Below are 21,237 nucleotides of genomic sequence, written 5' to 3' on the forward strand. Positions count from 1 at the left end.
GTCGCGTCGGGTCGCGCGCACGGCCCGGCCGCGACCGGAAGCCTTCGCCTGCCGGACGGGCCGCTTTTCGGCCCGTCCGGCATGAGTGCGGGCGGCCTGCGGACCGCCCGCACTCGCGTACACGTCACCGCACCGCGACGCCCGCTCGCATGCCGGCCACGCGGGCGGCCGAGGTGCCCAGCCCACGCGGCCCGTACCGCACCCGGGGAACCGCCGACGGCTCGACCGGCACGCGGGCCGCGGCCGAGCCTGCCAGGCCTGCGGGGCCCGCCGAGCTCCGGGCCACCTGCCACGGAAACGGCACCAGCGGCTCGGGATCCGCGTAGCGCCGGCAGTCCTGATGCCATTTCAGGATCGCCGCGTTCCAGTCGCCGAGCGCCACCGCGTACGCGTCCAGTGCCTCCCGGGCCGCCGGGGTCAGCTCCAGGTCCTCGTACATCGCCGGGAGTTCCACGGCCACGACCCGCTCGAACTCACGCATCCGGGAGGTCATCAGGTCGTTCACGATCACCAGCGCCTGGTCGAAGTCGCAGCCGAAGAAGTTGCGCACCACCAGGAGCAGGTTGTGCAACTCCCCCTCGACCTCGATCTCCTTGCGGTAGGAGAACACGTCGTTGATCATCCAGCCGAAATCGGCCGCCGAGTTCTCCATCGCCTGTACCGCGCGCGAGCGGTACGCCTGGTCCGGCACCACCTCGCCGTGCGAGAGCCGGGACAGGCTCTTGGTCAGATCGGAGCCGAACGTGCGGCGGCGCATCTCGATGTAGTCGACCGGATCCGGGATCCGGTTCAGCGCCATGTTGGCCAGCTCCCACAGCCAACTGTCCATCATTTCCTCGATGGTGCGCCGGAACCTGAGCCGCGAGGCGGGCGGCATCGGCCCGGCGGTGCGCGACCACAGGTCGGCCAGCGCGCGCTCGAGCGCGTCCGTCGGCACCGGCGCCGCCTCGCCGTCCACCGGCATCAGCGTCTTGAGCCGCTCGGTGTAGGCCTTCGCGCCGACCTGGTCGAGCGAGCGGCCGAACACGATCGGGTAGTAGTCGTCGCCGTAGGTGCCCCACGTCAACCACGCCGAGGCCACGTCGAGTTGCTCGAGCGACACGTCCGGCGCGATGCCCGCCGCGCACAGCGGCAGGTCGAATCCGCGCAGGGCCCGCTCGTCCCAGATGCCCTCCCCCGTGATGCCCATCCGCGCGGCCCACTCGACCACGTTCTCCCGGGAGGTGTCCAGGTGTCGGTTCAGTCGCGGCGCGAACGGCAGGTAGAAGTCCGGGATGTCGTAAGGCTCGACCGACTGGAAGGGCACATGTGTGAATCCGCGCAGCCCGCTGTTCAGTCCGGCGACCAGTCCCGGCAGGATCCGCGCGGCCGAGGTGCCCATCCCTTGAGGCCCGGCCAACACCCCGGCCACCGTGGGTGTCCCGAGGCCACCGGCCGAATCCCCGCTCGCTCCGGCGCCGTTCATGTACCGGCTGGAGCGCATGTGCCACTCGTGCCCGCCCGACTGCCAGTCCTGGAGGCCCTTGACGTAGGCCATCACATCCATGCAGGACTGCGGGTCCAGGCCGTGTTCCACGAACAGCGGCGGGAGTTCGGTGAAGGTGGTGTGCTCGAACTGGTGCAGCCGCGAGGTGAGCAACTCGTTGACGGCCTCGGCGGCCTCCTGCGTGGTGCAGCCGAGGAACTTCTCGAAGACCAGGACGGCGTTGGCGTTCTCGCCCTCGTTCTCCACCTCGCGCTGGTACGAGAACAGGTCGTTGCGCAGGTGCACGCCGTCGGCGAAGGTGTCCTTGAGCACCCGCATCGGGCGCGAGGCCGCGATCACCGCGGGCACCTCGGCGCCCGCCGCGTACTCCACCAGGTTGGCCGACCAGGGCGCGCCGCCGACCTTGCGCCGCATCTCGATGTACTCGACGGGGTTGGCGACCCGGCCCTCGTTGATGTTCGCCAGTTCCCACAGCGACTCCTCCAGGAGCGCCTGGGTGCTCTCGGCGAACCGCTCCCGCCAGTCCTGCGACATGCTCGGTACGGTGCGCGCCCACAGGTCGGCCAGTCCCTCCTCGACCTGATTGGTCGGGGCCGGGACCGGGGTGGTGGGATCGACCGGCATGAACGCGCGCAGGCGTTCGAGGTACGCCTTGGCGCCGGCCGTGTCGTGGGTGCGTTTGAAGATGTCCAGGAAGTGGTCGTCGAAGAAGAAGACCCACACGTACCAGTCGGTGACCAGGTCGAGTTGCGGGCCCGTGCAGTCGGGATGGGTGTACGCGCACAGCAGTGCGTAGTCGTGCGAGTCGAAGTCGTGCTCGTCCCAGATGTCCGAGCCCTCGATCATCCGCATCCGTCGGGCCCAGGCCTTGGAATGCTCGCGCGCGCCCGCCAGATGCGGGTTGAGCCGCGCCGGGTACGGCACGTAGAACTGCGGGAGTTCGAAGGGTTGTGGCATACGGTGCGCCCCTTTCGCCACGGCACACGCTAGGTCGCGCGAACGCCCGGGAGCGGGCGACGAATCGGTTCTCGCTCGATCTGGTGAAACCTGCCCGGACAGGCTTAACGATCTTGGTGGGCGGCCACGTGGACGAGCGCGGCGACGAAGCGGTCCACCGCGTCCGCGCTCGCCGGGTCGGGACGCTGCGGGCGGGCCGCGTACACGCTGCGTCGGGGTGGATCGGCGAGCCGGTGCAGGGTCAACTCGGGGTGGATCGCCCGGGTCAGCAGCCCGGGCGCGAGCATCACCCCGAACCCGGCCACCACGAACGCCTGTTTGCCCAACCACCCACCGCACTCGATGTCGATCCGCGGCGTGAACCCGGCCCGGGCGCATGCCCCGGTGAGCACCGCCGCGGCACCCTCGTAGTCCTCCACCCAGGTCTCGTCCGCGAGTTCGGCCAGGTCGATCACCTCACGCCCGGCCAGGCGGTGGCCTGCGGGCAGTACGGCGCGCAGTTCGTCGTCGAGCACGTGGGTGAGCCGAATCCCCGCGTGCGCGGGCAGGCCCGGCGGGTAGTCGGTGACCACGGCCACGTCGAACTCGCCGTCCAGTAGCCGCGGGATCAGTCCGGGTGAGAAGTCCTCGGCGAAGGTGACCCGTACGCCCGGCAGTTCGGCCGTGAACGCGGTGAGCGCGTCGGGCAGCAGGGATACCGCGGCGGTGGGCACCGCGCCCACCCGGACCCGGGTACCGACCCGGTCCCGGGCGGCCCGCACCTCCTCCTCGGCCCGCTCGACCCGGGCCAGGATCGCCGCCGCGTGTTCGCGCAGCACGTCGCCCGCGGGCGTACTGCGCACTCCGCGGGCGTGCCGCTCCAGCAGCACGGTGCCCAGGCGCGCCTCCAGGCCCGCCACCTGACGGGACAGCGCGGACTGGGTGTATCCGAGCGTGTGCGCGGCGGCGCTGATCGAGCCGTGGCGGCACACTTCCAGAAACGAACGCAGGGCGAGCAGGTCCATGCGCGGTGACTCTACTGGCGCGGCGACGCAGAGCCATGCGTGGCACGCATGGCAGTCCTGCGAAAGATGCGCTGGCGGGATGGATGGCGCACGGGTGAGGATGAGCGCATGACGACTGCGGATCGACTCACTCACATCGCGGCGCCCGAGGGCGTGCGGCCGGGCAACGGCTACACCAACGTGGTCACCGGCACCGGCCGGCTGATCGCGGTCTCCGGGCAGGTCGCCTTCGACGAGGACGGCAATCTGGTCGGCAAGGACGACCCGGGCGCGCAGGCCCGGCAGGTGTTCGAGAACCTGCGCCGCTGCCTGGCGGCGGCGGGCGCGACCTTCGACGACGTGATCAAGCTGACCTACTTCGTCACCGACATCGGGCAGCTGCCGGCGGTCCGCGCGGCCCGCGACGAGTTCGTCGACATGACCCGTCCGCCGGCCAGTTCGGCGGTCCAGGTCGGCGCGCTGTTCCTGCCGGAGCTGCTCCTGGAGGTCGAGGCGTTCGCGCTGGTCCCGGAGACGGACGAGGCCGCCGAATGAGAATCGCCGCGTGTGGTCTGGGACGGATGGGCGCGGCGGGCGCACAGGCGCTGGTGGCGGCCGGACACGAGGTGACGGTGTGGAACCGCACGCCGCGCACGATACCGGGCGCGGCGACCGCCGCGAGCGCGGCCGACGCGGTGCGGGGCGCGGACGCCGTCGTGCTGTTCGTCTTCGACGGGCCGGCCGCCGAGGCGGTGTTGCTCGGTCCGGCCGGCATCGTCACCGGTGCCGCGCCCGGCACGCTGGTGATCAACGCGACCACGCTGGCTCCGAACGAGTCGCGCCGGCTCGCGGTGGCCGCTCGCGGGGCCGGGTTGCGGTACGTGGAGGCGCCCGTCCTGGGCTCGGTGCCGGCGGTCCGCGCGGGCACGTTGACCGTGCTGACCGGGGGCGGGCCCGAGGACGTCGCGGCGGCCGAGCCGGTGTTGCGCGCGTGGTCGCACGCGGGCGAACGGCGGTACGCCGGACCGGTCGGCGCCGCGACCGCCCTCAAACTGGTCGCCAACCTGGGCCTGGGCATCGCGGCGGCCGGACTGCACGACGCGATCCGACTCGGCGCCGACCTGGGCCTGTCCCGCACGGACGTGCTGGACGTGCTCACGCGCAGCGCGATCGGCGGCCTGGTCGCCCGCAAACGCGACCGCCTCGACCAAGCGGCCTACACGGACGCCGACTTCACCATCGCCGCACTGGCCAAGGACCTCCTCCTGGCCACCGAGGCAACCACCACACCCCTCCCGGTGGCCCGCGCGGCAGCACACGTCACCACCACAGCAACCCTCACCACCGACCCAACCGCAGACATCGCAGCCCTGGGCCGCACTCAACCCGACCAACACCCGAGCCCACCCCCAACCCAACCAACGTCTGATCCCACCCGACCCGGCCGAGCTTGATCCCACCCATCCCACCCGGCGCTTGCGGCCCCTCAGCCCGGCCGGCGTTTGAGGCCCCTCAGCCTGGCCGGCGTTTGAGGCCACTCAGCCTGGCCGGCGCTTGAGGCCACCCAGCCTGGCCGGCGCTTGAGGCCACTCAGCCTGGCCGGCGCTTGAGGCCAACCGAGCCGAACCAACGCCCCAGGTCAGCCGAACTCCCCCAGCCCGGCCGGCGCTTGAGGCCAAACCAGCCCCGCCGGCGCATGAGGCGAACCAGCCCGGCCGGCGCTTGAGGCCACCCCAGCCGAACCAACCCCCAAGGCCAGCCCAACTCCCATCAGCCCGGCCGGCGTTTGAGGCCACTCAGCCCGGCCGGCGCTTGAGGCCAACCCAGCCCCGCCGGCGCATGAGGCGAACCAGCCCGGCCGGCGCTTGAGGCCACCCCAGCCCGGCCGGCGCATGAGGCCAACCGAGCCCCGCCGGCGCATGAGGCGAACCAGCCCGGCCGGCGCATGAGGCCAACCGTGCTCCACCCCCGTCGCCCGCAAGGCCACATGGCATCATGGCCCCGCATCAGGTCGGCCCGCCGCACGCGGGCCCCCGACGGTCCCCGAAGGGTGGCGGCACGTGCTCGTCCAGGTACGCGTAGTCGGCGACGAAGGTGCGGAAGTCGCCGCACTGCAACGGTGGTTGGCGATGGATCCGGACGTCCGCGGCGGCACCGTGACCAGTTACGCCGAGGACGACACGACGGGCGCCATGGGCACCACCCTCGACGTCGTCAACATCGTGCTGAGCAACGGCATCGCGCTCGGCGGCCTGATGACGGCCATCGCCGGCTGGCGCCGCTCGCGCGCGCCGATGTCGGGCCCGGGCGGCCCCGACATCGTGATCCGGCGCGGCGAGGTCGAAGTGGTGCTGACCGGCGCCACGGAGGCGGACATCGGCCGGGCCGTACGCGCGTTGGAGGAGCCCGGGGACCCTGCGTGACGGTGCCGGCGGCGGAACTGGCCGATCCGGCGGCCTCGCGCGCGGTGTTGATCGGTACGCACGCGTACGCGCATCTGGAGCACTTGCCCGCGGTGCTTCGCAATCTCCAGGAGCTGAGCCGACTGTTGTGCGACCCGCGACACTGGGGCCTGCCCGCAGGCCATTGCACGGTGGTCGGCCAACCGGCCTCGGCGAGCGAGGTCTTGGACGCGCTCTCCCACGCGGCGGCCGAGGCCCGGGACACGCTGCTCGTCTACTTCGCCGGGCACGGCCTGGTGGACCATCTCGACGACTCGTTCCACCTGGCGCTGCCGAACACCCGCCCGGATCGCATGTACACCGCGCTGCGCTTCGACGACGTGCGCCGGGTGTTGCGTGATCCGAGCACCCGCGCGCCGCGCAAGGTGCTGATCATGGACTGCTGTTGGAGCGGCCGGGCGATGGTCGGCGCGATGAGCGGGCGGGATCGGGCCGGGCAGGTGGCCGTGGCCGGCACCAGCGTGCTCACCGCGACCGCCGAGACCCGCCGGGCGGCGGCCCCGCCGGACGAGGAATTCACCGCGTTCACCGGCGAGTTGATCAACATCGTCAACGAGGGCGTCGAGGATGCGGCCGAGTTGATCGACATGGAGTCGCTGTATCTCGCGCTGCACCGCCGATTGGCCGCCCGAGGTCGCGAACTCCCACAGCAGAGCAACCGCAACACCGCGGCACGGATCTGCGTGTTGCGCAACGCGGCATGGCCGAGGCCGTCGGCGCAGGTCACCGGCCCGACGACCACCGAATCGCAGCCGGCGGAGGTCGACGACCTCGCGATCGGGTTCTCCCACATCGCCAGGGTCCTCGCACGTCGCTACGGCCCCTTGGGCAAGGACGAGGCGAACGACGACTGGCTGCGCGGGTCGGCGGGGCGAGCCGCCGAGTCGATCCTGGCCAGGCTGGACACTCGACTGCACCCGGGTGCCCGGATGGCCGTCCGGCTGCTGGAGCGCGTCGCCGAGGACGCCCACGACGGGACCGTCACCGCGATACTCCTGGCCGACGCCATGGCGACGCGCTGTCGCGAGCTGATCGCACAGGACACGGTCGACCCGCTCACCCTGATCCGGGACCTGGTGCGGCAGACGGACGTGGCGCGCGCGTGGTTGCGTTCCTCGGCGGTGCCGATCGAGGACCGGCAGATCCGGGGCCTGGTGGCCGCCGCCACCGGGCGCCGGACCGCGAGCGCCGTCGCCGAGGCCATCGATCGGGTCGGCCGCGAGGGCACGGTGACCGTGACGACCGGTCCGGGCCGGTCCTGGCAGGTGGTCTCGGAGGGAAGCACGGCACAGATCCGGGTCGGCGCGGCGAACGAGGAGGCCGCGTCGCAACAGATCGAACTGCTGCGCAAGAGCGTCGCGATCGTGCACTCCGCGTTCGAACACGGCATCGTGCCCGGGGCCGGGGCAGGCTATCTACGGATGGGCAACCACCTTGCGGAGGAGGGGAGCCCGGCCCATTCGGTGCTGTCCCGGACGTCGACCGCACCGGCCCTGCACCTGGCGAGGTTCGTGTCGGGCGCCCCGAGCCTGCCCGAACTCACCGAACACGCGCTGCTCGGCCTGTCGTACGACATCCTGCACGAGACCTACACGTCGAGCGATCCCGAAGGGCAACTGTTCGACCCCGTACACGTCCTGGACGCGGCCCTGGCACAGGCCACGCGCACGGTGATCAGCCTGCTGCTCCCACTCCCCTCCGGAACCTGACCCGGCCGCGGAAACGCCCGACGGTCGACCCCATGGCCGACCGTCGGGCGTGATCCCGCGAATGCGCCTGCACCGGCGCCTACACCAACGCGTCCACCGGGCCGGCCGCCAGGACGCCCGCCGCGACCGCCTCGTTCAGCCATTCCGGGAACTCCAGCAGGAGTTGGTCGTAGAGCTCGGCGTCCGCGAGCAGCCTCGGGTCCTGTCCGGCGTGGAAGAAGCCCGCGTTGTCCACCACGCGCTGCTCCGGCACCGAGAGTTCGTCCAGCTTGCGGAGGAAATCGAAGCCCTTGGCCTCGGGGTCGCCGAAGCCGATGAACTGCCAGAAGATCGGCAGTCCGGCCGCCTCGCACAGCGCCTTCGCCGCGGCGGGACGGCTGGTCGGCGCACCGTCGGTCTGGAAGATCACCAGCGCCGGGTCGGTGCTGCCGGACGCGCGGTAGTGCTCGACCACCTCGGCGATCGCCCGGTGGTAGTTGGTCCGGCCCATGTGCCCGTAGGAGCCGTGCAGTTCCTCGATCCGTCCCACGTGGTTGGTGGGATCGAGGTCGGCGACGCCGTCGATGTCGGTGGAGAAGAACACCAGCGGCACAACGGCCTCGCCGAGTTGCGCGGACAGCGCGAGCGTCTGGTCGGCGAGGTGCTGCACCGTGCCGTCCTTGTAGTAGGAACGCATCGAGCCCGAGCGGTCCAGGACGAGGTACACCGCGACGTTGCGGCCGGTGAGACCGCACTTGCCCACGGCCGCCGCGGCGGCCTCCGCACGACCGCCGAGGCCGGGAGTGGCCTCCTCGGCGCGGGCGGGCGGCACCACGGCGATGGTGGTCGGCACCGCCGCGGCCTCGGCGACCACGAACGGCTCGGCCGCGACCTCGACATCGGCCGGGTCCTCGGCCGGTGCCGGCACGGGCGCCTCGAACTCGACCTCGGCCTCGGCGGCCTGCGTAACGACGGCCTCCCGCTCGATCTCCTTCTCGATCTCGGCTTCCGACTTGGTCGGTTCGGTCTCGACGGGCGTCGCGATCGACTGCGCCGGCACGGCGATCGACGCCTGCGCGGACCCGGATGTGTCGAACTCCGCCCGGGACTCCGGAATAACCACCGGTTCCGAGACGACCACCGGCTCCGGGATGGCCTCCGGCTCCGGAACGACCACCGGCTCCGAGACCACCACCGGCTCCGGAACGACCGCCGGCTCCGAGACGGCCTCCGGCTCCGGCGACACCGCGGAGTCGCGGACGGCCATCGGCTCGGGGACGATCACCGGCTCCGGTCTCACGGCCGGCTCGGGGCGCGCCTTCGGCGCCGATTCGGCGACCGGATCCGGCACGTCGACCGGGGACTCGGTCGGCGTGTCCTGGAGGTCGGTCGGCGCCGCGGTCACGTCCGTCGTCTCGGGTGTCTCCGCCGCCTCGCGGGACGCCCGCGAACGAAAGACGTTGCGCAGCAGACTCCTCAAACCCATCGGCGAATCCTTACCTGTGTGAGGGACGCCGTCCCGATGCTCAGGACGGTTACGTAAGGCTAGTCATGGGCTCGGCCGACCTGTGGGCGACCCGCGCGTACGACACCCCGACGGCCCCCCGAACAGCCGAAGGAACGTCGGCCCGCGCGACCGCCGTCGCCCCTTCCCACCGCCGTGAGCAGCACGAACGCCGCGTCCATCGCAGCACACGCGGCCGACACGTCGTCGTCGGACAAGCGCGGCGGCCGGAACCGGCGCACCGAACCGACGACTTTGCGCCCCAACAGAGCGTGGCCGAACAGCGCGTGGCGCACGCGCGCGGCACGGGCCGCGTGGTTTCCGCCAGTTGCTTCTTCGGCAAGCTGCCCACACCGGCTCAGCCCATGAAGGTCAGCCGCACCGTCCGGTCCGGGTTGTCCCGGTTGGTGTCGACCATCGTGACCGACTGCCACGTCCCCAACGCGAGTTCACCGCCGATCACCGGCAGCGTCGCGTGCGGCGGAATCAGCGCGGGCAACACGTGATCGCGCCCGTGCCCGGGGCTGCCGTGCCGATGCCGCCACCGATCGTCGGCCGGCAACAGGTCCGCCAACAACGCGAGCAGGTCGTCGTCACTGCCCGCCCCGGTCTCCAACACCGCCACCCCGGCCGTCGCGTGCGGCACGAACACGTTCAACAACCCGTCCCGCCCACCGGCCACCTCCCGCAAAAATCCCGCGCACATCGCGCTCAGGTCGTACACCCGCTCCCGCCGCCCGGTACTGACCTCGAAAACCCGCGACACGGTCACCTCGCTCATCCCGCCATGCTCGCCCAAGCGCCGCCCGGTTCCGTGTTCTCGACACGGCCCGATCGAGGATTGCTTTGCTTTCGGCCGAATGCGTACCGACAATATGGAGGGGTACCTACCTGTTGGTAAGGATCGATGAGGCCCGGTCGGGAGGAGACGCGCATGGCTCGGCGCTATCAGTGCGGGCTCGATGCCGCGATGGATGTCATCGGCGGCAAGTGGAAGGCGTTGATCCTGTGGGAGCTGCATGTCGAAGAGCGGCGGTTCGGTGAGCTGCGCCGGGCCGTCCCCGGGATCAGCGAGAAGATGCTGATCCAGCAGCTGCGCGAGATGGAGGCCCGCGGAATCGTGCACCGCGAGGTGTTTCGCGAGGTCCCGCCGAAGGTGGTGTATTCCCTGACCCCGCTGGGCCGGTCGCTCAACGAGGCGCTGTTGCCGCTGGGGGTGTGGGGGGAGGTCAACGTCGAGCAGATCGCGGCGACCGCGCCCGAGAGGACCGGAACGCCGGACCCGGCCCGGCCCGCCGCGTAGGCCGTTTCCGGGCGAAGTTTCCCGTATTGGCGAATGCCCGGGAATAGCGCGGTGTGGTCTGCTATACCGCGCGGACGCACTCTGGGTGAGGCGTTGTTGACTTTTCGTAGCACTCGCCGTAATTATTTCGGCAGCGAATATCCGGATTGTCTGCGACGTCTTCGTTGAGCCACCGGGGTGTGAATATATGACCGAATACGTCCGAGTGTCCGAACAGCTCGCGCTGCCACGCGGCCCGGTCGACCCGATCATGGCCTCCGCCCGGCGGCTCGACACGTATCCGGTGCATGTCTGCCTCGACGAGGACACCGCGCTCGCCCGGCTGTGCGCCGAGATCGACGGCCGGCGGGTCGCGCTGATCACCGACGACACCGTGTTCGCGCTGCACGCGCGCCGACTGGCCGAACTCCTGGGCGCCGCCGGACTGGACGTGGTCGGCACGTCGTTCCCGGCCGGCGAGGGCAGCAAGAACCTGCGCACCGCGAGCACGCTGCTGGACTGGTTGGCCGGCACCTCGCTCGCGCGCCGCGACATCCTGCTCGCGGTCGGCGGCGGTGTGGTGATGGACACGGTCGGATGGGTGGCCAGCGCGTACATGCGCGGCCTGCCGTACATCAACGTGCCCACGACGCTGCTCGCGCACGTGGACGCCGCGCTCGGCGGCAAGGTCGCCATCGACCATCCCTCCGCGAAGAACCTGATCGGGGCCTTCTACCAGCCCAGGGCGGTGATCTCGAACGTCGGCTACCTGAGCACCCAGGACGGTCGCGGGCTGCGCGCCGGACTCGCCGAGGCGATCAAGACCGGGATCATCGCCTCCCCCGAGCTGTTCGAGCTGATCGAGCGCCGCCACGAGGCCATCCTGGCCACCGAGCCGGTGCCCACCGCCGCCCTCGTGCACGCCTCCAGCGTGCTCAAGTGCCGGTTGATCGCCCGCGATCCGTACGAGCGGGACCTGCGCCGGCCACTGAACTTCGGGCACACCATCGGACACGCGGTGGAGACCGTGACCGGCTACGGGCCGGTGCTGCACGGCGAGGCGGTCGCGTTCGGCATGGCCTGCGCGGCCCGGATCGCCGAACGGCGCGGGCTGCTCGACCCGGCCCTGTGCGCGCGGGTGACCGGCCTGCTCGATCGGGTCCGACTGCCCACCACACTGGCCGCGTTGCCCGCCCGGTTGGATCCCGCCGGCACCGTCGAGGCGCTCGGTCAGATCCGCAAGATCCGGGACGGCCGGCTGCGCTTCGTGTTGCCCACCGCGCTCGGTGAGACGGTGATCACCGACGACGTGAGCGACGAGGAGATCCACGCCGCGCTCCTGGTCTCCCCCGCCGCCGAGGTCAGCTACGCGCACACCCGCGGAGGCGGCGATGGCTGAACTGGATGTGTTCGTGGTCGGCGGCGTGGGCGTGGACATCATCGTCCGGGTGCCTGAACTTCCTTTGCCGATACACGACTTCAAGGTTCCGCCGATCCGGCAGTACGTCGCGCACACGGGCAACGGAGTGGCGCTCGGCTGTCGGGCGCTGGGCCTGCGCACACACTTCGCCGCCGTACTCGGCGCCGACCCGGAGGCGGACTTCGTCCTGGACCACTACGCGAAGCAGGGCCTTTCCTTCGCGCACGTCACCGACGCCCACGGCACCCCGCGCAGCGTCAACCTGGTCGGCCCGGACGGCGAACGGCTGTCCCTGCACGACGGCCGACTGCCGGCGGACCTGGTCGTCGACCCCGACCTGTATCGCCCGGCGATCGCCCGCACCCGGCACGCGCACGTGTCGATCGGCGGCTGGTCCCGCCCCGCGCTGGCCGAGGCGATCGAGGCGGGCGTATCCACCTCGACCGACCTGCACGGCTGGGACGGGAAGGACCCCTCCCGGGCCGACTTCGCGTATGGCGCCGACCTGGTGTTCACCTCCACACACCGGCTCGGCGACCGAGTCGAGGAGGCCGCGCGCGACGTGCTCTCCCGGGGGCGGGCCAAGGTCGTGGTCGCGATGGCGGGTGGTCGCGGCAGCTACCTGGCCCTGCCCGACCTGCCGCTGCGGCACGTACCGGCGCTCGCGATGCGGGCCGACGAGGTGGTGGACACCAACGGGGCCGGGGACAGTTACGTCTCCGGGTTCCTGTACGCCTACCTCGCCGGCCGCGACTGGGCCGGCTGCGCCGCCGCCGGCACCCACGCCGGTGCGCACGCGGTGCGGACGGCCGGGACCCACACGTCGTTCATCACGGCGGAGGCGTTGGATCGTGCGCTCTCCTGACGGGGTCGGGAGGCGAGTCGGTGTGGAGTGGGCCCACCCGGAACGGGCCGGCGTCGGTCGCACGGGCGGCACCGTTCGGCGTCACGATCCCGGTCGATGTGACGATCGTTTCCCGGACCGTACTCCCGGCGGTGACCACGGCGCCCGGCAACAGCACCGAGCGCAGTACGGTCGCGCCCGGCTCGATCCGGCAGCCGGCGTGCACGACGCTGCGCTCGACGCGCGCTCCCGCCGGCATCTCGGCTCCCAGCAGACTCCCGTCGACGTACCTGGGAAACCCGTCCGGCAGACCGGCCAACGTGCGCGGGAGCGCGTGGGAGGCGATCGGATGCGGGTGGTCGAGCAGTCGCAACTGCTCGGTGCGGTACCGGTCGACCGTGCCGATGTCGGCCCAGTAGTCCGGCACCGGGTACGCCGTCACCCGCCGGCCGCCGGCGATCATCGCGGGCAGTACGTCGCGGCTGATGTCGTGCTGCCAGCCGTCCTCGCCCAGCGCGGCCAGGTCCGCCAGCACCGCGCGCAGCGCGTCGATGCGAAACACGCAGAACGCGGTGAACACCAGGTCCGAGGTGGGCCGTTCGGGCTTCTCGATCAGCGCTCGCACCCGGAGTTCGGCATCCGCCTCGACCATGCCGAACAGGTGCACGTAGCGGCGTTCGATCCGCTGTACGCCGATCGTGCAGTCGGCGCCCGTGGCCCGGTGTGCGGCGACCATCGGCGTGTAGTCGAACACGTAGACGTGGTCCGCGTGTTGGATCAGGAGATCGGTCGCGCCCGGGGCGAAGAGGTACTCCGCGTTGGCGAGCAGCGCGTCGGCGGTGCCGCGTTCGGCCGGACGCTCGGGCAGTACGGCGCCCGGTCCGCTGCGCGCCAACGCGTCGTGTGGGCCGAAGTGCAGCCGGGTGCCCGGGTGTTCGTCCCAGTGTGCGACCAGATGCCGGACCAGGTCGGATTCCCGGTGCTGGGAGAGCAGGACCAGTTCGGGCAGGCCGGACCGGACCGCGTTGGCCACGCTGAAGTCGACCAGCCGGCCGGACGCGGCGTACGGCACCAGTGGTTTGCACACGTCGGCGGTGAGCGGTCCCATCCGCTCGCCCAGGCCGCCCGCGAGCAGCGCGCCGCGTACTCCCTCGAGCGTCACCAGGTCCGCCCCGTGGCGACACCCGTGGGTACCAGGGTGCGCAGTCGCGCGAGCGAGGTCGTGATGCCCTGTTCCGTGGGCAGTAGGGCGTCCTCGTGTTCCACGTAGATCACTCCCCGGTAGTCGTCGTCGAGCAGCGCGGCCACGATGGCCGGCCAGGGCAGGTCGCCGGCGCCGAGCGTGCGGAAGCGGATCGCCGGTCCCGGGCCGTAGCGCGACCAACCGGCGCCGCGCGGTTCTTCGGCGCCGGACCAGCGTTGCAGGTCCTTCGCGTGCACGGCCGCGAGCCGGTCGCCCCAGCCGCGTACGGCGGCCACCGGATCGTGTCCGGTCGCGGCCACGTTGGCCGGATCGAGGCACAGGTGAACACCGCTCACCGCCGAGAGCAGTGCTCTCGCACTCGCCGGGTCGTACGCGACCTGCTTGGGGTGCGGCTCCACCACGACCCGCACACCCAGATCGCCCGCCAAGCCCAGGATCGGCCGCGCGGCGAGCGCCCACGCGTCGACGTTGTCCTGCCAACTCACGTCGCTGCCCGACCAGGACAACCAGCGGGCCAGGTCGGGCACCCCCAGCATCAGCCGCACCTGCGACGCTCCCACACCGGCCGCGAGCCGCACCGTGTCGAGCGCGGCGCGCAGGCCGTAGTCCCGCTTGGCCTCGGCCGTCCCGACGAACACCGGGTCGGTGTGCGGCCCGTGCGGCCCCAGCAACAACTGGGTGTCCCGGCTGTTGCTCACACAACCCACCTCGACCCCGACCTCCGCACACCGCGCGCGCACCTCACGATGCAGCGCGGGATCGGCCCGCCGCCCGGGATCCACCAGCGCGAAGCCGCTGTCGGCGGGCAGATCCACCACGCCCACCCCCGCGTCCCGCGCCACCCGCAGCGCCCCGGCCAAACCCACCGGCGCCAACGCGGCCAGACACAACCCAAGCCGGATCGGCGCCCCGCCGGCCGAACCGGCCGCCGCGACCGGCGCCCGCCGTCCGGCGACCGACCCGCTCTCCGCCGCCGCGACACTCCCGCGCACGGTCGCCGGCCCGGCGGAGAGCTCCGTCGCGGGCTGCCCCCGGCGCTGTGGGGCGACGCCAGGGGCGGTTCCGGGGTCGATTCCCCGGGCGGTTCCCGTGACGGTTCGTGGTGTCCGCTCGTTCGGCGTCCCGGTCATCGGCGGTCCCCCTCGCTCGGCTGCGCTTCGGCAGATCAGAGATTGCGGGTGTGTGCCCAACTCTTCGGCGGCGAACCCTCGTTCGCGACCAGCGCGGCGTACACCGCGTCGACCGGATCGGCGATCACGGTCGGCGGTTCGGCCGCGCCCAGTTCGGTGACCATCCGTCGACCCAACTCGGCGGCGTACGGCGGGCATCCCCGGAAGACGCCGCCGTTGAGCACGGCCCGCCACGTCCCGCTCAGTCCGGCCGCGTCCCGGGCCGCGCGTACGCCGTCCAGCAGTTCGTCAAGCGCGGCCCCGACCACCTCGCCGGCCACCGCGTCGCCCGCCTGCCAGGCCGCGCACACCTCGGGCGCGAGCGCGGCCACCCCGGCCTTGGGAAACGGCTCGGCGGCCAGCCGACGGGCCAGTTCGCGCGGGCCGTGCGCCGCGAACAGCGTGGTCGGCCGCCCTCGACCGTCCGCTCCCCGTACGGCGGCCCGCAGACCGGCCACACCGAGCGCGTACGCACTGCCCTCGTCGCTGCCCAGGTACTCGCATCCGCCGATCACGACCGGCGGGCCCACGTCCGGCCCGGCGGCGGCCACGCAGGCCGAGCCGGTTCCCGCCACCACCACGACGCCCCGCCCGGACAGCGGCGGCGCGAGCAACAGCGGCGGCACGTCCCCCGACACCACCAGCCGTCCCACGAAACCCTGTTCGCGCGCGATCACGGCCAACCGGTCGATCTCCCGCGGCGGGGTGTCCATGGTGATCGTCGAACTCGCGAACCACCCGACCGAGGGTCCCAAGCCCAGGTCCGACGCCATCTCGGAGAGCAGTCGCACGAGCGTCGCCTCGGCCGCCGCGCCGGCCGAGGCGGGATTGACCGACTCCCGGGTGTACCGCGTGCCGAGCACCACGGCGGTGGTGTGCGTGCCACCGGCGTCGATCGCCCAGTACTCCACAGCCGCCACAGTCGAAAGCCTCCGCAGTCGGTCGAAATCCAACGCCGCAGGTCACGCTACCGGTAGGGGATGCCGGCCGAGGGTAGTGGTTGAGCAGTACGGTGGGCGACACTCTCGGTCACTCCCGACGAACGGAGCGTCGATGCGGCACGGCGGCGGCGGTGTGCTCGGCCTGGTGGCTCCCGCGACGAGTTGGGGGCTGTTCTGGGGCGGTTGGGCCGCGTTGATCCCGACGCTCAAGGACGAACTGGCACTGGACGACCGGCAGCTGGGTCTGGCGCTGTTCGCGGTCCCGGTCGCGGCGGTGCCCGCGATGCTGCTCACCGGGCCGCTCGCGCGCCGACTCGGGCCGCGCACGCTGCCGCTGGTGACCGCCGCGTTCGCGCTCGGCACGCTCGCCGTGGCCGGCGCCGGGTCCCGGTGGACGTTCTCGGCCGCACTGCTGGTGATCGGCGCGGCCAGCGGCGCGATCGAGGTGGCACTGAACGCCACCACGGCCGCGCGTGAGGCGCTCACCGGCGAACGGCTGTTCAACAAGGTTCAGGCGGCCACTCCGCTGGCCATGGTGCTCGCCGCGCCGGCGGTCGGCCTCGCGCTGCATCTGGGCGCGTCCGCGCGCGCGATCCTGGTGGCCATCGCCGTCCTGGTCGCGCTCAGCGCGGTCCTGGCCATCGACGGCCGCCGGTGGCAGGAACAGGAGCCCGACCCGGCCGGCACCACCCGTGCCGGGCGCGCGCACGGCCGCCTGTTGACCGCCCTGCTCGTGGTCGGCACGGTCGGCGCCATCGTGCTGCTGATGGAGAACACCGTCGAACAGTGGGGCGCGATCCACCTCGCGGACGACCTCGGCGCCGGTTCCTTCGTCGCCGCGTGCGGCCCGGCCGTGTACATGGCGGGCCTGTCCGCCGGCCGGATGCTCGCCCAGTGGCGCGGCGAGCGGGTCGACGAGCGCATACTGGTGCTCGTCGGCGGCGCACTCGGCGGCCTCGGCCTCGCCCTCGCGGCGGCGGCCTGGTCCACCGCGTCCACGCTGGCCGGATTCGCGCTCGCGGGTGTCGGCCTCGCCCCGGTCGTCCCCACGCTGCTCGCCGCGACCGGGCGCGCGGTCGGCCCGGAGCGGCGCCCGCAGGCGATCTCGCTGGTCACCACGGTGTCCTATGCCGGGTTCCTAAGCGCACCACCGCTGGTCGGCACGCTGGCCGGCCGGCTGGGTCTGGGTACCGTCCTTGGCATCGTCGCGCTGTGCGGGGTAATGGTGGTGGCGGGGAGTGGGTCGCTCCGACTGTTGCCGGTGGATCACACGGACGAGGCCGGCGCGGATCGGCCGAACCAGCCGGACCGGCCGAATCATGAAGCCGGCACACCGAGCGACAAGCGGGGAGACCGGGGCGAGCGGGGCGACCCGCGCCCGTCGGGCGGACCGGGTGAGCCGACTCGGCCGAATCATACGAACCATCGGAATCACCCGAACCACCCGAACCACCCGAACCACCCGAACGAGAAGGGGGTTTCCCGATGACCCGGGTCCTGGTGTTCGGATCGGGGTACATAGCCGGCCACGTCGGCACCCGGTTGACCCGACTCGGCCACGGTGTCGTGCTCGGCTCACGCCGCCGGCCGCACACCCCGGAGACCCGGGGGCTGCGCTGGCTCCCGGTGGACGTGGCCGATCCGCACCAGGTGCGCACCGTCGTCGACGCGGTCCGCCCCGACGCCGTGGTGGCCGCGCACGGGCCCTCGGACATCACGTGGTGCGAGGCGGACCCGGCGGGGGCGACCGCCGTGCACGCGGCCGGAGCCCGGCACGTGGTGGCCGCGCTGGCCGGCCGGACCGCGCGGACCGTGCTGATCTCCACCGACAACGTGTTTCCCGGGCACGCGGACAGCTGCACCGAATCCGACGCCACCGCACCCGCCAACGCCTACGGCCGGGCGAAGTCGGCCGCCGAGGACGCCTACCTGGCCGGCGGCGACGCGCTCGTATTGCGGGTCAGCCTGGTGTACGGGTGGGATCGGGCCGGTCTGCGACCCAACTTCTTCACCACGTGCGCCGAACGCCTCGGTGTGGGCGCGCCGGTCGCGGTCCCGGACGAGCACTGGAACACACCCGTACTGATCGACGACGTCGCGGCGTGGACCACCGCGCTGCTGGACTCGCCGCACACCGGGGTCGTGCACCTGGGCGGGCCACGCCGGCTCTCCCGCGTGCAGTGGGCCAGGCACATCGCGCTCGGCTACGGCGTCGACCCCGAGTTGGTGACCGCCGTACCGCAGGGGGACACCGCGTACGCGTGCCGTCCGCGCAACGCCTGTCTGCACAGCGAGCGCGCCGCGCACCTGCCCGAACTGCGCGGCCTGGAACCGGTCGACGTGTACACGGCCGACGCCGCGCTGATCGCGGCGCCGACGGCGCACCACCCGTCGATCCCACGCGCCGCCTCGCCCGCCCCCGACACCCCAGCCGCCTTCGACGCTTCAGCCGTCTTCGGAAGGGACCAGTCCTGATGGATCGTCATCTGTTCCTGGCCAGCAAGCGCGCCGCCGTCAGCTTCGCCCCGGATCCCGAGCACGGCCGGCTGCGGCCGTGGCTCGCGCCGGGTGGTACCGGAAACGTGGTCGCCGAGCAGGCGGGTGTGCTCGACGTGACCTGGATCGCCAGCGCGGACACCGACGACGATCATCAGGCGGCCCGGGAGAGCCCGAACGGCCTGGAGCTTCGGCTTCGTTCGGGGCGCGACATCCGGGTCCGGCTGCTCCGGCACGATCGCGAGACGTTCGAGGTGGTGCAGAACTTCCTCACCGCGCAGTTGATGTGGGCCGCGAACAACTACGGCTGGGACAAGTGGACGACGCCCACGTTCGGCCCCGAGACCTACACCGCGCTGGACCGGTTCGCCGAGTTCACCGAGGACTTCGCCGGTGCGCTGCTCGCCGACTCGGCCGACGTCGCGGACCCGGTGTACCTGGTGCACGACTATCAACTCGTCGGCGTACCGGCCCGGTTGCGCGCGGTGCGGGCGAGCGCGCCGATCCTGCTGTTCGTGCACATCCCCTGGCCCTCGCCCGACTACTGGCGGATCCTGCCCAAGGCGATGCGGGTCGGCATTCTGGAGGGCATGCTGCCCGCGACCACCATCGGCTTCTTCGCCGAGCGCTGGTGCCGCAACTTCCTGGACTGCGTGGCGGACCTGATCCCGGACGCCGAGGTGGACCGGAACGCGGGCGTGGTGCACTGGCGCGGCCGACGCACGGGGGTACGCACGATGCCGCTCGGCTACAGCCCGCTGGCCCTGGAGGCGGACCACCCACGCCTCCCTCCGGGCATCGCACAGTGGGCGGGCGACGCGCCGCTGGTCGTGCACAGCGGCCGGACCGACCCGATGAAGAACGCCGAACGCGCGGTGCGGGCGTTCGTGGCTGCCCATCGCACCGAGCCCTCGGTGCGCTCGTCCAGGTTGCTGGTCCGGATGAATCCCAATCGGCTCTACGTCGAGGCGAACGCCGAATATGTGCGCCGCGTGGAGTACGCGATCGCCGAGGCGAACGCCGAACTGGGTCCGGACACCGTGCGGTTGCACTGCGACAACGAGGTCGAGCACACCATCGGGTGTTTTCGCCGGGCCGACGTGCTGGTCTTCAACTCGACGGTGGACGGCCAGAACCTGAGCACCTTCGAGGCGCCGCTGGTCAACGAGCGGGACGCGGACGTGGTCCTGTCCGAGATGTGCGGCGCGGCCGAGATCCTGGCCCCGGTCTGCCGCACGGTCAATCCGTTCGACCTGGTCGAGCAGGCCGAGGCGTTGATCGCCGCGTTGACCGCGCCCGCCGCCGAACGCAAGGCGGCGGCCGAGCGGCGACGCCGGGTGGCCGAGCCGTGGACGCTGGAGGCGTGGGTGCGCACCCAGTTGGAGTGGCTCGACGCGGACCACCGCGATGACTGAGTCGGTCGACGTGCGGGCGGCCGGAGCCGCCCAGGTCGCGCAGTACCAGTTGGGCGACGCGGTGTTGGTGCGCGGCGAGGGCATACGTTCGTGGGACTCCACCGGCCGCGAGTACCTGGACTGCGTATCCGGGACGTTCAACCTGGTGCTCGGGCACAACCATCCCGAGGTGATGGCGGCCGTACGCGAACAGACCGAGGAACTGGTCTTCGCCGCCTCGTCGTTCCGCACCGAGCCGACCGACCGGGTGATGCGCGACCTGGTCGAGCTGGCGCCGGCCAACCTGACCCGGGTGAACCTGCGCAGCAGCGGTGGATCGACCGCGAACGAGGGTGCGATCAAGATCGCCCAACACCACACCGGCCGACGCGATGTGATCGTGCCGTTCCGGGGTCACGTCGGGCAGACCATCGCGGCCACCGCGTACAACGGCAGCAGCCGGATGCGCGCGCCGTTTCCGGTGCACGCCGCGGGAGCCGTGCACGTGCCGGACGCGTATTGCTTCCGGTGCTTCTACCGGCAGACCCCGGACACCTGCGGCATGTTGTGCGTGACGCGGATCGAGGACTTCATCACCTACGCGAGTTCCGGCAGCGTCGCGTGTGTACTGATCGAGCCGATCAGCGGGATGGGCGGCAACATCGTGCCGCCGCCCGGGTATTTCCAGGCGCTGCGGGCGCTGTGCGACGAGCACGGGATCATCCTGGTCTTCGACGAGATCCAGACCGCGTTCGGCCGTACCGGGGAGATGTTCGCGGCGGACCACTTCGGTGTCGCCCCGCACATGATGACCGTCTCCAAGGGCCTGACCGGCAGTGGCCTGCCGCTCGCGGCGATCCTGACCGAGGAGCGGATGGCCGACTGGGATCGCTCGCTGCACGGATTCACCTACGGCGGCCACACGCTGGCCGCCGCGGCCGCGGTCAAGACCTTGGAGATCGTCCGCCGACCCGGGTTCCTGGCCAACGTCCGCCGGGTGGGCGCGATCTTGAGCCGACGGCTACGCGGTCTCCAGCGCGAGCATCCGGTGCTCGGCGACGTGCGTGGGCCGGGGCTGATGCTCGGTGTCGAACTGGTCCGCCCGGACGGCGCGAAGGCGCCGGAGTTGGCCCAGGCGTTCCAGCGCCACCTGCACGCGCGGGGCATCCTCACCCGCGTGTCCGAGCACGGCCTGGGCAACGTGATCGAGTTGCGCCCGCCGCTGATCCTGACCCCGGCCGACGCCCATCTGATCGCGGACCGGTTCGGCGAGGCGCTGGAGATGTTGCGCGCCCGCACGGCGCGGGCCGGCTCGCCGGTCCCGGCCGCGCCCGGTTTGCCGCACCGGGTGGCCGAGGTCGCGCCGGCCACCTCCATCGGCGGTTCGGATTCGCCGCGATGAGGGTC

The 21,237-nt window shown here is 72.0% G+C and carries 18 protein-coding genes; 11 read left to right on the forward strand and 7 right to left on the reverse strand.

Annotated elements, in window-relative coordinates:
• Positions 1-124 precede the first annotated feature (124 nt).
• Both ACIBSV_RS22935 and ACIBSV_RS22940 read right to left on the reverse strand, forming a co-directional pair.
• Complete coding sequence (locus tag ACIBSV_RS22935; protein ID WP_395865823.1) at positions 125-2,443, reverse strand: germacradienol/geosmin synthase; 2,319 nt, start codon at positions 2,441-2,443, stop codon at positions 125-127.
• A gap of 104 nt (positions 2,444-2,547) precedes the next feature.
• The gene (locus ACIBSV_RS22940) at positions 2,548-3,447 is read right to left on the reverse strand and encodes a LysR family transcriptional regulator (RefSeq protein ID WP_395865826.1); all 900 of its coding nucleotides are present in this window, start codon (positions 3,445-3,447) and stop codon (positions 2,548-2,550) included.
• A 108-nt stretch (positions 3,448-3,555) separates the two neighbouring features.
• On the opposite strand from ACIBSV_RS22940, the gene ACIBSV_RS22945 reads away from it, so the two are divergent.
• From ACIBSV_RS22945 to ACIBSV_RS22960, 4 genes are all read left to right on the forward strand, one after another.
• Entirely contained in the window at positions 3,556-3,981 is a 426-nt protein-coding gene (locus tag ACIBSV_RS22945) for a RidA family protein (RefSeq protein ID WP_395865829.1), read from the forward strand.
• Positions 3,978-4,880, forward strand: a complete 903-nt coding sequence (locus ACIBSV_RS22950; protein ID WP_395865831.1) for an NAD(P)-dependent oxidoreductase — start codon at positions 3,978-3,980, stop codon at positions 4,878-4,880. The genes ACIBSV_RS22945 and ACIBSV_RS22950 overlap by 4 nt, the downstream gene beginning before the upstream one ends.
• Before the next feature lie 606 nt (positions 4,881-5,486).
• The gene (locus tag ACIBSV_RS22955; RefSeq protein WP_395865833.1) at positions 5,487-5,849 is read left to right on the forward strand and encodes a hypothetical protein; all 363 of its coding nucleotides are present in this window, start codon (positions 5,487-5,489) and stop codon (positions 5,847-5,849) included.
• Positions 5,846-7,597, forward strand: coding sequence for a caspase family protein (locus ACIBSV_RS22960; RefSeq protein ID WP_395865835.1), 1,752 nt, complete (start codon positions 5,846-5,848; stop codon positions 7,595-7,597). The genes ACIBSV_RS22955 and ACIBSV_RS22960 overlap by 4 nt, the downstream gene beginning before the upstream one ends.
• Positions 7,598-7,676: 79 nt before the next feature.
• Here the strand turns inward: ACIBSV_RS22960 and ACIBSV_RS22965 are convergent, their stop codons facing one another.
• Together ACIBSV_RS22965 and ACIBSV_RS22970 are read right to left on the reverse strand one after the other, a co-directional pair.
• On the reverse strand, positions 7,677-9,062 hold the full coding sequence (locus tag ACIBSV_RS22965) for a VWA domain-containing protein (protein WP_395865837.1): 1,386 nt from the start codon (positions 9,060-9,062) through the stop codon (positions 7,677-7,679).
• Positions 9,063-9,438: 376 nt separating this feature from the next.
• Positions 9,439-9,861 carry a YjbQ family protein gene (locus ACIBSV_RS22970; RefSeq protein WP_395865839.1) on the reverse strand — a complete coding sequence of 141 codons (423 nt, stop codon included), beginning with the start codon at positions 9,859-9,861 and terminating at the stop codon, positions 9,439-9,441.
• A gap of 153 nt (positions 9,862-10,014) precedes the next feature.
• Here ACIBSV_RS22970 and ACIBSV_RS22975 point away from each other — a divergent pair, with 153 nt between their 5' ends.
• From ACIBSV_RS22975 to ACIBSV_RS22985, 3 genes are all read left to right on the forward strand, one after another.
• Positions 10,015-10,383 (forward strand): winged helix-turn-helix transcriptional regulator, encoded by a 369-nt coding sequence (locus ACIBSV_RS22975; protein WP_395865841.1) that lies wholly within the window; start codon positions 10,015-10,017, stop codon positions 10,381-10,383.
• A gap of 187 nt (positions 10,384-10,570) precedes the next feature.
• Positions 10,571-11,761: a 3-dehydroquinate synthase gene (gene aroB / locus ACIBSV_RS22980; protein WP_395865843.1), complete on the forward strand. Its 1,191-nt coding sequence runs from the start codon at positions 10,571-10,573 to the stop codon at positions 11,759-11,761.
• Complete coding sequence (locus ACIBSV_RS22985) at positions 11,754-12,647, forward strand: carbohydrate kinase family protein (protein ID WP_395865845.1); 894 nt, start codon at positions 11,754-11,756, stop codon at positions 12,645-12,647. Before aroB ends, ACIBSV_RS22985 begins: the two co-directional genes overlap by 8 nt.
• Here ACIBSV_RS22985 and ACIBSV_RS22990 read toward each other — a convergent pair.
• From ACIBSV_RS22990 to ACIBSV_RS23000, 3 genes are read right to left on the reverse strand one after another with little or no spacing between them, the layout of a single operon-like run.
• A complete protein-coding gene (locus ACIBSV_RS22990) occupies positions 12,613-13,788 on the reverse strand; it encodes a sugar phosphate nucleotidyltransferase (RefSeq protein WP_395865847.1) in 1,176 nt (391 codons plus the stop codon). The two genes, ACIBSV_RS22985 and ACIBSV_RS22990, sit on opposite strands and share 35 nt — an antisense overlap.
• Positions 13,785-14,960: a sugar phosphate isomerase/epimerase family protein gene (locus ACIBSV_RS22995; protein WP_395865849.1), complete on the reverse strand. Its 1,176-nt coding sequence runs from the start codon at positions 14,958-14,960 to the stop codon at positions 13,785-13,787. Before ACIBSV_RS22995 ends, ACIBSV_RS22990 begins: the two co-directional genes overlap by 4 nt.
• A gap of 35 nt (positions 14,961-14,995) precedes the next feature.
• A complete protein-coding gene (locus ACIBSV_RS23000; protein WP_395865851.1) occupies positions 14,996-15,919 on the reverse strand; it encodes a BadF/BadG/BcrA/BcrD ATPase family protein in 924 nt (307 codons plus the stop codon).
• A gap of 133 nt (positions 15,920-16,052) precedes the next feature.
• On the opposite strand from ACIBSV_RS23000, the gene ACIBSV_RS23005 reads away from it, so the two are divergent.
• Genes ACIBSV_RS23005 through ACIBSV_RS23020 form a run of 4 tightly spaced genes read left to right on the forward strand, consistent with a single transcriptional unit; the run spans position 16,053 to position 21,232 of the window.
• Positions 16,053-17,429, forward strand: coding sequence for an MFS transporter (locus tag ACIBSV_RS23005; RefSeq protein WP_395865853.1), 1,377 nt, complete (start codon positions 16,053-16,055; stop codon positions 17,427-17,429).
• The gene (locus ACIBSV_RS23010; protein WP_395865855.1) at positions 17,426-18,415 is read left to right on the forward strand and encodes an SDR family oxidoreductase; all 990 of its coding nucleotides are present in this window, start codon (positions 17,426-17,428) and stop codon (positions 18,413-18,415) included. Before ACIBSV_RS23005 ends, ACIBSV_RS23010 begins: the two co-directional genes overlap by 4 nt.
• Positions 18,415-19,851 carry a trehalose-6-phosphate synthase gene (locus ACIBSV_RS23015; RefSeq protein ID WP_395865857.1) on the forward strand — a complete coding sequence of 479 codons (1,437 nt, stop codon included), beginning with the start codon at positions 18,415-18,417 and terminating at the stop codon, positions 19,849-19,851. Before ACIBSV_RS23010 ends, ACIBSV_RS23015 begins: the two co-directional genes overlap by 1 nt.
• Positions 19,844-21,232 carry an aspartate aminotransferase family protein gene (locus ACIBSV_RS23020; protein WP_395865858.1) on the forward strand — a complete coding sequence of 463 codons (1,389 nt, stop codon included), beginning with the start codon at positions 19,844-19,846 and terminating at the stop codon, positions 21,230-21,232. Before ACIBSV_RS23015 ends, ACIBSV_RS23020 begins: the two co-directional genes overlap by 8 nt.
• Positions 21,233-21,237: the final 5 nt, after the last annotated feature.

This window comes from Embleya sp. NPDC050154 (genome assembly GCF_044460165.1).
Classification (GTDB): Bacteria; Actinomycetota; Actinomycetes; order Streptomycetales; family Streptomycetaceae; genus Embleya.

Coding starts and splice junctions, on each gene's coding strand:
- ACIBSV_RS22975 (WP_395865841.1), top strand. CDS start 10,015: ATGGCTCGGCGCTATCAGTGCGGGCTCGATGCCGCGATGGATGTCATC.
- ACIBSV_RS23020 (WP_395865858.1), top strand. CDS start 19,844: ATGACTGAGTCGGTCGACGTGCGGGCGGCCGGAGCCGCCCAGGTCGCG.
- aroB (WP_395865843.1), top strand. CDS start 10,571: ATGACCGAATACGTCCGAGTGTCCGAACAGCTCGCGCTGCCACGCGGC.
- ACIBSV_RS23015 (WP_395865857.1), top strand. CDS start 18,415: ATGGATCGTCATCTGTTCCTGGCCAGCAAGCGCGCCGCCGTCAGCTTC.
- ACIBSV_RS22995 (WP_395865849.1), bottom strand. CDS start 14,960: ATGACCGGGACGCCGAACGAGCGGACACCACGAACCGTCACGGGAACC.
- ACIBSV_RS22945 (WP_395865829.1), top strand. CDS start 3,556: ATGACGACTGCGGATCGACTCACTCACATCGCGGCGCCCGAGGGCGTG.
- ACIBSV_RS22935 (WP_395865823.1), bottom strand. CDS start 2,443: ATGCCACAACCCTTCGAACTCCCGCAGTTCTACGTGCCGTACCCGGCG.
- ACIBSV_RS23005 (WP_395865853.1), top strand. CDS start 16,053: ATGCGGCACGGCGGCGGCGGTGTGCTCGGCCTGGTGGCTCCCGCGACG.
- ACIBSV_RS22965 (WP_395865837.1), bottom strand. CDS start 9,062: ATGGGTTTGAGGAGTCTGCTGCGCAACGTCTTTCGTTCGCGGGCGTCC.
- ACIBSV_RS22940 (WP_395865826.1), bottom strand. CDS start 3,447: ATGGACCTGCTCGCCCTGCGTTCGTTTCTGGAAGTGTGCCGCCACGGC.
- ACIBSV_RS22985 (WP_395865845.1), top strand. CDS start 11,754: ATGGCTGAACTGGATGTGTTCGTGGTCGGCGGCGTGGGCGTGGACATC.
- ACIBSV_RS22970 (WP_395865839.1), bottom strand. CDS start 9,861: ATGAGCGAGGTGACCGTGTCGCGGGTTTTCGAGGTCAGTACCGGGCGG.
- ACIBSV_RS22950 (WP_395865831.1), top strand. CDS start 3,978: ATGAGAATCGCCGCGTGTGGTCTGGGACGGATGGGCGCGGCGGGCGCA.
- ACIBSV_RS23010 (WP_395865855.1), top strand. CDS start 17,426: ATGACCCGGGTCCTGGTGTTCGGATCGGGGTACATAGCCGGCCACGTC.